This is a genomic window from Terasakiella sp. (assembly GCF_048267425.1).
Lineage (GTDB): Bacteria > Pseudomonadota > Alphaproteobacteria > Rhodospirillales > Terasakiellaceae > Terasakiella.
In genome coordinates this window covers 120,646-132,376 of the sequence record NZ_JBLWXN010000004.1, presented here as the reverse complement: position 1 = coordinate 132,376, position 11,731 = coordinate 120,646, and the positions used below count along the sequence as shown (strand labels likewise).

Annotated in this window: 10 protein-coding genes; 9 read left to right on the top strand and 1 reads right to left on the bottom strand. The window is 48.6% G+C overall.

The features are described from left to right. Window positions 1-28 precede the first annotated feature (28 nt). Complete coding sequence (locus ACN0VA_RS08460) at window positions 29-838, top strand: cytochrome C assembly family protein (RefSeq protein WP_417820720.1); 810 nt, start codon at window positions 29-31, stop codon at window positions 836-838. On the opposite strand, the gene ACN0VA_RS08455 is transcribed toward ACN0VA_RS08460, so the two are convergent. Further along, a complete protein-coding gene (locus ACN0VA_RS08455) occupies window positions 825-1,277 on the bottom strand; it encodes an acetyltransferase (protein ID WP_417820719.1) in 453 nt (150 codons plus the stop codon). The two genes, ACN0VA_RS08460 and ACN0VA_RS08455, sit on opposite strands and share 14 nt — an antisense overlap. A gap of 124 nt (window positions 1,278-1,401) precedes the next feature. On the opposite strand from ACN0VA_RS08455, the gene dusB reads away from it, so the two are divergent. The 8 genes from dusB to ACN0VA_RS08415 all read left to right on the top strand — a co-directional run bounded on the left by dusB (window position 1,402) and on the right by ACN0VA_RS08415 (window position 11,697). Beyond that, window positions 1,402-2,400 carry a tRNA dihydrouridine synthase DusB gene (dusB, locus tag ACN0VA_RS08450; RefSeq protein WP_417820718.1) on the top strand — a complete coding sequence of 333 codons (999 nt, stop codon included), beginning with the start codon at window positions 1,402-1,404 and terminating at the stop codon, window positions 2,398-2,400. A gap of 2 nt (window positions 2,401-2,402) precedes the next feature. Further along, window positions 2,403-3,515: a two-component system sensor histidine kinase NtrB gene (locus ACN0VA_RS08445; protein WP_417820717.1), complete on the top strand. Its 1,113-nt coding sequence runs from the start codon at window positions 2,403-2,405 to the stop codon at window positions 3,513-3,515. A 1-nt stretch (window position 3,516) separates the two neighbouring features. Beyond that, window positions 3,517-4,965, top strand: a complete 1,449-nt coding sequence (gene ntrC, locus ACN0VA_RS08440; protein WP_417820716.1) for a nitrogen regulation protein NR(I) — start codon at window positions 3,517-3,519, stop codon at window positions 4,963-4,965. A gap of 106 nt (window positions 4,966-5,071) precedes the next feature. Then, window positions 5,072-7,378 carry an ATP-binding protein gene (locus tag ACN0VA_RS08435; RefSeq protein ID WP_417820715.1) on the top strand — a complete coding sequence of 769 codons (2,307 nt, stop codon included), beginning with the start codon at window positions 5,072-5,074 and terminating at the stop codon, window positions 7,376-7,378. Then, on the top strand, window positions 7,368-8,756 hold the full coding sequence (locus ACN0VA_RS08430; protein WP_417820714.1) for a sigma-54-dependent transcriptional regulator: 1,389 nt from the start codon (window positions 7,368-7,370) through the stop codon (window positions 8,754-8,756). The genes ACN0VA_RS08435 and ACN0VA_RS08430 overlap by 11 nt, the downstream gene beginning before the upstream one ends. A gap of 12 nt (window positions 8,757-8,768) precedes the next feature. Beyond that, window positions 8,769-10,145 (top strand): Trk system potassium transporter TrkA, encoded by a 1,377-nt coding sequence (gene trkA, locus ACN0VA_RS08425; protein WP_417820713.1) that lies wholly within the window; start codon window positions 8,769-8,771, stop codon window positions 10,143-10,145. A 3-nt stretch (window positions 10,146-10,148) separates the two neighbouring features. Further along, the gene (locus ACN0VA_RS08420) at window positions 10,149-10,997 is read left to right on the top strand and encodes a D-amino-acid transaminase (protein ID WP_417820712.1); all 849 of its coding nucleotides are present in this window, start codon (window positions 10,149-10,151) and stop codon (window positions 10,995-10,997) included. Between the two features lie 4 nt (window positions 10,998-11,001). Then, a complete protein-coding gene (locus ACN0VA_RS08415) occupies window positions 11,002-11,697 on the top strand; it encodes an HAD family hydrolase (protein WP_417820711.1) in 696 nt (231 codons plus the stop codon). Window positions 11,698-11,731: the final 34 nt, after the last annotated feature.

The following is an 11,731-nucleotide window of genomic DNA, read 5'->3' as shown; positions in this document are numbered from 1 at the left end:
CTTGGCTCACATAAGGCTAGATACTGCCATGATGATACAGTCGATGATCTTCAGTTTAAGCGCGGTATTGGCTCTGGCTGTCCCGGCGCTCTATTTTCTAAAAGAACCCAAAGGGCAGGGGGGATCTTTCTGGTCCCTCATGGCTGTTGCATTGGCGGGTTCTGTAAGTTGGACCCTTGCGCAGCTTTCCGGTGAATGGCGCACCTCGCTTTCCTTGGCAATCTGGGTCACAATTTCTGCGACTGTTATCAGCCACACCATTCTTTGCGGATTCTATCAATTGGCATGGCGCTTAACGCCCCTTTTGATGCCTTATATGGCTGTAATGGGACTTTGGGCGATTCTCTGGTCCGCATTCCCCGGGCATGTGATTGAAAATAGCGAAGGACCTTTAAGCCACTGGATTGCGTTCCATATCCTCATTTCAATCTTCACCTATGCCTTGGCCACAATTGCCGCGATTGCCGCACTCAGTGCTTTTTTGGTGGAACGTGCGCTTAAACAGAAACGCCCCACAAAACTCAGCCGTATTTTGCCATCCGTTCTTGATAGCGAAAAACTATTGGTTCACCTGCTCATTGCCTGTGAAATCATTTTGGGGCTTGGCGTGTTATCCGGCATGGGTGTTTCCATGATGGAAACCGGCAATTTGCTGCCAGCCGACCATAAAACGCTTTTCTCCATTGCAACTTTCATTGCGATTGCTGGCTTGTTATGGGCGCATCACAAAAGCGGTATTCGTGGGCGCAAGGCCACCCGTATCGTTCTCGTCGCTTATCTGTTGCTCAGCCTTGGCTTCTTTGGTGTCAAATTCGTCACCGATGTTATGATGACTTAACCCCCTTCTTAAAGCTCATATGTATTAAAGGATAAGCGCGTCCTTGATCATCCAGTGGCGAACGCCCTGTTTCTTCGAAACCAAGCCGCTTGTAAAATCCAACAGCCTGTTCATTTTGTTCATTCACATCCGTGGTTAGCTTCGGATTCTCAATCAGTGCGTGCTCCACAAGCTTGCGCCCGACACCACAACCACGAAAATCAGGATCAATGAATAACGCTTCCATATGTCCCTCATGCACAAACATAAAACCAATTGGTCGGTCCAACGTATTCACAGCAAGCATCAAAGGAAGTTTCGGTAAAAATTCAATAACCTCACTCTCAATTTCTTTGCGATCATGATCACTGAGAAAATGATGTGTTGCATCGACAGAACGGCACCAAACGTCGACAACTGCCGCTTCATCTTCATCTGTATATTTTCGTAATTTAATCATAATCCGAGTATATAAACGTACCCTTGCGACCCAACAAGCGTAATGAAACAATTTGATTTTCATTTCTGTTTTTTTCGATTGCCGCGCTGCAATAAAATGCCTATAGTTTGTGCAGAGAGTGATTATGATTAAAAAACAGACATTATCCATAGGCCCTATAAAGCTGGAAAGCCCCGTTGTGCTCGCCCCTATGTCCGGCGTAACGGATATGCCCTTTCGAAAACTGGTCAAACGTTTCGGGGCAGGGCTTGTTGTATCCGAAATGATTGCCAGTCAAGAAATGCTGCGCGCCTCAGACAAAACACAAAAAATGGCCACATCCTGCGCAGATGAAAGCCCTATTGCGGTCCAGTTGGCGGGTACAGACCCACAAATCATGGCTGAAGCCGCAAAATTAAACGAAGAACGCGGCGCTGACATTATCGACATCAATATGGGATGTCCGGTTAAAAAAGTCGTGAAATCATTCGCCGGGTCAGCCTTGATGCGCAACGAAGAACTCGCAGGCGATATCATGCGCGCCGTGAAAGAGGCCGTTTCTATTCCTGTCACCGTCAAAATGCGCCTTGGCTGGGATGAAGACAACCTGAATGCCCTGACATTGGCCCGCATGGCACAGGATATTGGCTTGGCTTGCGTCACCATTCATGGGCGCACCCGAAATCAGATGTACAGCGGTCATGCCGACTGGAACGCGATTGCCCCGATCAAGCAAGGCCTTGATATTCCCGTCATCGGCAATGGTGACCTCAACACCCTTGAAGACGTTGAAAAAATGATCGAGCAGGCCGGTGTCGACGGCATTATGATTGGGCGCGGGGCCTATGGTCGTCCGTGGTTTTTACGACAGGTTATGGACTATCTGAAAAACGGTCAAAAAACACCATCGCCGTCATTAGAAGAACAATGTGAAATTCTTTTATCGCACTACGATGCCATGCTGGATCATTACGGCGAACATGTCGGTGTGCGCCATGCCCGCAAACATATCGGCTGGTACTGCAAAGGCCTGACCGGTGCCACAGATTTTCGCAATCAAATTATGAAACTTGCCTCACCCGATGAGGTGCGCAGCCTAATTCAAAAATTTTATAACGATAACATAACCCGAAAGGTTGCCTGAACATGCCGAAAGCCAGCATCTCTTTTGATGGTGAAGTCATCCTCAATTCTGTTGCCTCTTGTGTCTTCGTCATTAATTCAAAAGGTATCCTCCAGTTCGTCAACACGGCAGGGGAACAGCTTTTACAAGCCAGCGCACCTTATCTAAAAGGGCATGATCTGGAAGAATTCATCCCGAACGACAGCCCAATCCTTTCCCTGATCCATCAGGCCCGTATTGATCAGGCCACCGTTTCGGAAAACAGCATCACACTTGAATCACCACGTCTGGGGAAACATCTGGTCAACGCGCATGCCTCACCCCTGGTCGAAGATCCGTCCTTAATCATCCTGACCCTGACCAAGCGGTCTTTGGCCGACCAGATTGCCCGGCAACTGAAACATCGTTCCGCCGCGCGCACCATTACCGCAATGTCCGCCATGTTGGCCCATGAAATTAAGAACCCCTTATCCGGTATTCGTGGTGCAGCTCAATTATTGGAAAGTACAGCCAGCGAAGAAGATAAAGCCCTTACCAAGCTGATTACGGACGAAACTGATCGCATTTGCGCCCTCGTGGATCGCATGGAAACCTTTACAGATGGTCGCCCTATCAAGCGCGATGGTGTCAATATTCACCAGGTTCTGGAACATGTTCGCCAATTGGCACAAAACGGTTTTGGTTCTCATATCCGTTTTTCTGAAAATTATGACCCCTCCTTACCTTTGGTTTTTGGCAATAAAGACAACTTGATTCAAATCGTTCTCAATCTTGTTAAAAATGCCTGTGAAGCCACCACAGGTGAAAACGCGGAAATCACTTTAACAACCGCTTACCAACATGGTGTGCGCTTGGCAGTTCCGGGGTCCAACACACGCGTCCATTTACCATTAATGGTTTCCATTCAAGATAACGGCCCCGGCATACCGGAAGATTTACGCCCCCATCTATTTGAACCTTTTGTGACGACAAAACAAAAGGGCAGCGGCCTTGGCCTTGCCTTGGTTGCAAAAATGGTGGGCGATCATGGGGGCCTGATTGAATGCGAAAGCGAACCGAAGAAAACCATATTCCGCATCATGCTGCCCATGTATTCCGAAAAACAAAACGGCCCGTTAGACAAGAAGGGAAAATAAAATGAGTGCAACAATCCTAATCGCAGACGACGATGCTGCCATCCGTACCGTTCTCAATCAAGCATTGGGGCGCGCTGGTTATGAAGTCCGCGTAACGGGAAATGCCTCAACCCTTTGGCGATGGGTCAATGACGGGGAAGGGGATCTGGTCATCACCGATGTGGTCATGCCGGATGAAAACGGACTTGATCTCATTCCACGTATCAAAAAAATTCGCCCAGAATTGCGCTGCATTGTCATGAGCGCCCAAAACACCTTGATGACAGCCGTGCGCGCTACCGAACGCGGCGCCTTCGAATATTTACCAAAACCTTTTGATCTCAATGAATTAATATCCGTTGTCAAACGAGCACTTGAAACACCACAAGCCAGTAAGTCGAACACGGCACCAGCCAACAACATGGAAGAAGAACTCCCGCTGATTGGGCGTTCCCCTGCCATGCAGGATATTTATCGCACGCTTGCACGTTTGATGGGGACCGACCTGTCCGTGATGATTACCGGGGAGTCCGGCACAGGTAAGGAACTGGTGGCACGCGCCCTGCATGATTATGGCAAGCGTCGAAATGGCAGTTTTGTAGCCCTTAACATGGCCGCGATCCCCAAAGAATTAATCGAGAGTGAACTGTTTGGTCACGAAAAAGGATCATTTACCGGTGCCACCAACCGGAAATCCGGTCGTTTCGAACAAGCCGAGGGCGGCACCCTGTTTCTGGATGAAATCGGGGATATGCCAGCCGAAGCACAAACCCGCCTTCTGCGCGTCCTGCAAGAAGGTGAATTTACGACAGTCGGTGGGTCGACCCCGATCAAAGCCAATGTCCGTATTGTTGCCGCAACCCACCGCGATTTACGCAGCCTGATCCGCCAAGGTCTGTTCCGTGAAGATTTATATTATCGCCTGAATGTGGTGCCGATCCGATTACCCCCGTTGCGTGAACGTACAGAAGATATCCCTGAGCTCGCCAACCATTTCCTATCTCAGGTCGCTGAAGAAGGGTTGCCGTGGAAAACCATTGAGAAACCAGCACTCGAACGTTTAAAACAACATAATTGGCCCGGTAACGTCCGCGAACTGGAAAACGTCATTCGGCGCCTTGCTGCCTTATATTCACAAGAAACCATCACCTTGGAAGTCATTCAACAGGAATTGGCTGAACTGAACGCCCAAAGTGCAAACGGTGGCGGCGATAGTGATCCCGATAACCTTTCTTCTGCCATTGAAAAGCATTTACGATCTTATTTCGATGCCCATGGCGACAGCTTGCCGCCGTCCGGTCTTTATGACCGGGTCTTAAAAGAACTGGAACGTCCCTTACTTTCCATGACGTTAGAAGCCACAAACGGAAATCAGATAAAATCTGCTCAACTTTTGGGATTAAACAGAAACACTCTTCGCAAAAAAATTCGGGAGCTGAATATTCCTATAACCAAAAATGCCGTGAAATAATCTTTGGTAAATGCGCAACAGGCGTTGCAACTTTGCAACAGATATGTCTAAACTCCTTTCAACATGCGATGGGGCAAGCAAGCCGAGGGAGTTATAATAAGCCATCATGTCTGCGTCTTTTCCCAAATCCAGTGCTGATCAACTGACCAAACTAATGACCTGGGTTCGTCGAACGGGATTAAGCCGAAAACTGGCTTTCCTGCTGGTTATCTGCGCAGTTTCGTCGGGGGTTGCAACTTTTGTTGCCATGACCAGTTCCGGTCCTTCAGGGGCCGATCCTTCGGACATTCTGAACTTACTTTATGTCGATGCCGTCTTGCTTTTGCTGCTTGGCGCCCTCATCATTCGACGCATACTCAAATTACACACGCAACATTCCCGTGGCATTGCCGGTTCAAAACTTCATACCCGGCTCGTTGTATTTTTTAGTTTACTTGCCGTAACCCCTGCAATTCTGGTTGCCGTTTTTGCCGGATTATACTTGAACCTAGGGATGCAATCTTGGTTCAGCGAACGCGTCTCAACCGCGCTGAGTTCCTCTCAAACCGTTGCCAAGGCCTATCGTGATTCCCATGTCAGGTCCATTCAGATCGATGCACTGGCAATGGCCAACACGCTCAACCGCAAAGCCGCACAACTTTCACGCTCGCGCTATGTTCTGGAACGTGAGTTGAACCAGCTGGCACAAGAAAAAAACCTTGTTGAAGCCGCCATCATTGACGGGCAAAGCCGCGTTCTTGCCCATACAGCTCTGACACTCAGTCTTGCTTTTGACCAAATATCACGCGGGGTTCTGGATCAGGCCGATCAAAATGAAGTTGTCGTCACGTTTGAACCGCAAAACGATCGGACACGCGCCATTGTCAAACTGGATAACTACATCGACACCTATCTGTTTATCGGGCGCTTTATCCCGCCGGAAATCAGCGGATCCATTGACCGGGTCGAAAATGCCTATAAACAATATTCGGAACTGGAAAAACAACGCGAAGGCATTCACATCAGCTTTGTGATGATCTTCATGGTCATTGCATTGATGCTCCTGCTGGCTGCGGCATGGCTGGGGATGACCTTTGCCAACCAGATGGTTCAGCCCTTGATCGACCTGATTACCGCCAGTGAACGTATCCGCAAAGGCGATCTTGCCGCACGGGTTGATAAAGATCATAGCGGTGATGAAATCGGTCTTCTCGGTCGCGCCTTTAACCGTATGGCCGAACAGCTTGAAACGCAACGTGAAAGCCTCATTGAAGCAAACCGTGAAATGGCAGAGCGCAACCGATTTACCGAAACAGTTTTGGATGGGGTCAGCGCCGGTGTTATCGGTCTTGATGCAGAAGGCAAAATCCATCTTCCCAACCGTTTTGCCAGTCTTTTTCTAAAAAGTGAAATCAGTACACTTGCAGGCAAGCCCTTGGAAGAAATCGTCCCGGAATTGAAAGACCTCCTGTCGCAAGCTCAGCAAAAGCCCATTCGCGTCGCGCAACGGGAAGTTAAGCTTTTGCGGGATGGTCAGTTGCGTATCATCAATGCCAGCATTGCCGCAGAATGGGTTGATAACGATATTATCGGCTATGTTCTGACATTCGACGATATTACTGAACTGCAAAGCGCACAACGCCGGGCGGCATGGGCAAACGTAGCCCGTCGCATTGCTCACGAGATTAAAAACCCGCTGACACCTATTCAATTATCGGCAGAACGTCTTAAACGTAAATACGCCAAAGAAATTACCAGTGACCCCGAAACATTTGAAATGTGTACCGCAACCATTATCCGACAAGTGGACGATATGCGGCGCATGGTTGATGAATTTTCCTCCTTCGCCCGCATGCCACGCCCGGTCCTGAAGCCCGAAAATATTAGTGAGTTATGCGGCGAGATCATCTTTCTGGAACGCAACCGTACAGAAATGGTGGAATACGACATAAAACTGGCCGCCCCGGACATGTCCTTGCTGTGCGACCGTCAGCAAATTGCCCGACTTCTCACCAATCTGGTAAAAAATGCAGCGGAAGGCATTTTTTCAAAATACGATTTTGATCCAGATGATGCACATATAACGGAACATGACGCCCCCTTGGGAAAGGTTTCGCTGGAGCTTTTGGAAACCAATCAGGAAATCATTATTCGCATTGAAGATAACGGCATTGGCTTTCCACAGGAAGAACGCGAACGTTTAACAGACCCTTACGTCACAACGCGGACCAAAGGAACGGGATTGGGGCTTGCGATTGCTAAAAAAATCGTAGAAGAACACCAAGGAAAAATGGCCTTGAAGGATAGAGCAGGGGGCGGCGCAATTGTCGAATTGCACTTCCCGGAATTGGAAGAACACGGGTCCAGCCCGCAAAAAGAGAAAGAAAGTAATCCGATGGATATGGCAATAAGGTTGGTAAGCGATGGCGTATGATATTTTAATTGTCGATGATGAAGCCGATATTCGCATGTTAACAGCGGGTATTCTTGAAGACGAAGGATATGAACCGCGCGAAGCCGGCAGTGACGTACAGGCGTTAGATAGTGTACGCAAACGCCGTCCCAGCCTTGTATTACTGGATATCTGGTTACAAGGCAGCAGGCTTGATGGCTTGGGTATTTTAAAGGCACTGAAAAAAGATCATCCCGACCTGCCGGTTATTATGATGAGCGGCCATGGTACCATTGAAACGGCTGTTAAGGCGTTACATGATGGTGCCTACGATTTTATCGAAAAGCCTTTCAAAACTGATCGCCTTTTAATGGCGGTTGAACGCGCACTGGAAACTGCGACCTTAAGGCGCGAGAACGAAGAATTGCGCAGCCGTGGCGCGGTGGAAAGCGAACTCATCGGTATCTCCTCTCGCTTAAATCAACTGCGCCAAAGCGTTGAAAAGGTAGCACAATCCAACAGTCGCGTTTTAATCAACGGACCAGCCGGGTCCGGCAAAGAAGTTTGCGCACGTCATCTTCATTTTCAGTCACGCAGAGCAAAAGGCCCCTTTGTTGTACTCAATTGCGCAACGATGGACGCAGATCGTGTAGAAAGTGAACTATTTGGTGTTGAAGCAGTCAACGGCAATCCCGGTAAAGTCGGCTTCTTTGAACAGGCCCACAACGGCACCCTGTTATTGGATGAAGTCAGCGATATGCCCAGCGAAACACAGGGGAAGATTGTCCGCGTCCTTCAGGAACAGCGTTTTCAGCGGGTCGGGGGGAATACCCCTGTTGAAGTTGATGTCCGCGTTGTCGCTGCATCTTCCAAGGATTTAAACGTGGAAATGGCAGAAGATCGTTTTCGCGAAGATCTGTTTTATCGCCTCAGTGTCGTTCCAATTGATCTTCCCGCTTTATTTGAACGGCGCGAAGATATTCCTTATCTCGCGAATTATTTTATGAATAAAACCGCACAGGTGCTGGGACATTCACCGCGCATTTTCAGTGAGGAGGCCTTAGCCGCCATGCAGGCCTATGACTGGCCTGGCAATGTGCGGGAACTTCGCAATGTGGTGGAACGTATTTTAATTATGGCCCCAGGGACACCGGATGACCCGATAAAAGTCGATATGTTGCCCCGTGAGGTTACAACCAGTGATTCCGATACATTAAATTGGGACCCCACCAGTGAAATTATGAGCTTGCCGCTGCGCGAAGCCCGTGAAATCTTCGAACGCGAATATCTTAATACCCAAATCAGCCGTTTTGGCGGTAATATTTCCAAAACGGCCAGTTTTGTCGGCATGGAACGCTCCGCTCTTCATCGCAAGTTAAAATCTCTGAACTTGACGATGGATGAAAAAGCAAAAGCGTAAGGAGAGTTTGAAATGAAAGTCATTATTTGCGGTGCCGGTCAAGTTGGCTCCAACATCGCCCATTATCTTGCGCTGGAAGATAACGACGTGACCGTCGTCGATCAATCCCCTGCATTAATTGGTAAAATTACCGACACGCTGGATTGCCGGGGGGTAACGGGGCACGCCAGTCATCCTGATGTTTTAAAAGAAGCCGGCGCTGAAGATGCTGACATGTTGATTGCCGTGACCTATACGGATGAAATCAATATGGTTGCCGCACAAGTGGCCCATTCTCTATTCAAAATCCCCAAAAAAGTGGCGCGGATCCGTTCTCAAAGTTATCTTGCACCGGAATGGCAAAATCTGTACACACGCGACAACTTACCGATCGATGTGATTATTTCACCTGAGATCGAGGTTGCCCGCGCGGTTATGCGCCGTCTAACCGTTCCGGGGGCAACCGATATGATCCCCTTGTGTGATGGGAAAGTTCGCCTTGTCGGGGTTCGCTGTGAAAAAGACTGCCCCCTTGTATTCACACCTTTGCGCCAACTGACACAACTGTTTCCTGACCTCAACATCGTCGTCATCGGGCTGGTTCGGGATGGGAAATCCATTATTCCGACAGCGGACGACCAGTTGCTCCCCGGTGACGAGGCTTTCTTTGTTGTCGATGAAGAACATATGGTGCGCGCCCTGACAGCATTTGGTCACGATGAAACAGAAGCCCGCCGCCTGTTGATTTTCGGTGGCGGCAATATCGGTCTGTTCCTCGCCCAACAGTTGGAACGGGAATATCCGTGGGTCAATGCGAAAATCATTGAGAAAAGTGAAACACGCGCCCGTCAAATTGCTTCCCAGCTTACGAAAACCACCGTGTTATGCGGGGATGTCCGTGATCAGGAACTTTTGATCGAAGCCAACGTCACAGCCGCTGAAACCATCGTCGCCGTAACCGATGATGATGAAACCAATATTTTAGGCTCCTTACTTGCCAAACGCATGGGATCTCAACGGACAGTAACCCTGATCAACAAGGCCTTATATGAGCCTCTTTTAAACAATTTAGGTATCGATGTTGTTGTGAACCCACGCAGCATCACCGTTTCACAGATTTTGCAGCAAGTCCGTAAAGGGCGTATTCATTCGGTACATAGTTTACGCGAAGGATTTGGAGAATTGATCGAAGCCGAAGCCTTGGCAACCTCACCACTGGTCGGTGCGCCGTTGCGTGATGTTAAAATGCCTAATGGTGTTGTTCTAGGGGCCATCGTGCGCGACGGGCAGGTCATTTCACCACGGGGGAGCACAATCATTGAGCCCAAAGACCGGATCGTTCTGTTTGCTGCATCCGATGCAGTGCGCAAAGTGGAAAAAATGTTCTCGGTCCGGCTGGAGTTCTTTTAAAAAATGTCAAGGTTTGCCTATGTTAACGGTGCTTATGTGCCGCACGAACATGCCAGTGTCCATATTGAAGATCGCGGTTTTCAGTTTGCCGATAGCGTCTATGAAGTCATTTACCTTTATAAAGGGAAACTAATTGATGCAGAGGCACACCTGAAACGGCTGGAACATTCTTTGAATGAGCTGGATATGGACATGCCCAAATCACGGGCGGCCTTCATGGTTAATATCAAAGAACTGGTGAGGCGTAATCGTGTGAAAACCGCATTGATCTATGTGCAAGTGACACGTGGCAGCGCCGCACGCGATTTTCCCTATCCCGAAAATACACTGCCAACCGTTGTTATGACGGCAAGACGGGTGGCCCCCTTTGATGCAAATGCCCCCCTTAAAGGGATTAAAGTGATGAGCCTGCCGGATATCCGCTGGGTACGTTGCGATATAAAAACCACATCCTTACTCGCAGCTTCCATGAGCAAACAAAAAGCACAGGATAGCGGTTTTGACGATGCATGGCTTTTAACTGACGACCTGTTCGTAACAGAAGGGACGTCAAACAATGCCTGGATTTTACGCGAAGATGGAAAACTGCAAACGCGCAAACCATCCCACGAAATCCTGAACGGTATTACGAGGCAGGCAATCATCAAACTTGCCGGGCAGAAAGGCATTGAAATTGTTGAAGATGCCTTCAGCCTTGATGAAGCAAAAAAAGCGAAAGAAGCCTTTGTGACAAGCTCAAGCGCCTGCGTCAAACCCGTCATTCAAATTGACGACACAACCATCGCAGATGGAAAGCCCGGTCTTTTCACCCAACAAATTGCAAAAATCTATGCCGATTTTCTTGAGGAATAAAAACGTGAGCCATTTCCCCCGCCCGCAAGCCGTGATCTTTGATTGGGATAATACCCTTGTCGATACATGGCCTGCCATTCACGATGCGATCAATCATACGCTGGTGGCAATGGGACATGATGCATGGACCTATGACGAAACCCGCCAACGCATTCGTAAATCCATGCGTGATAGTTTTCCCGGATTGTTTGGAGATCGTTGGGAAGAAGCCGGTAAAATATTTTATGCCCGATTCGAAGAATCCCATATCAGCCGATTACAGGCAATTGACGGTGCCGAAAACCTTCTCAAAGCCTTATACAGCAAGGGGTTTTACCTTGCTATTGTCTCTAACAAGAGGGGAAAATACCTGCGCCAAGAAGTTGAGCATTTAGGATGGGGAAAATATTTCAAAAAACTTGTCGGAGCAGGGGATGCTCAACTGGATAAACCCGACCCTTCACCTGTTGATTTAGCCCTTGAAAACAGCGGAATTCCTAGGGGTTCAGACGTCTGGTTCGTGGGGGATACAGATGTGGATCTGGAGTGCGCACACAACTCAGGATGTATATCCGTACTGATAAGAGAGCAAGCACCGAGTCAAGGAGAATTTGACGAGTTCCCTCCTTCTTGGTATTTCAGTAATTGCATGGAGTTAGCTTCGACATTGAATAAATGTGACGTTTGGGAGACTGATCAACAAGTCGAGCAAACTCTATAAAAGACCAAACCATAAATGCCAACGATAAAGATAA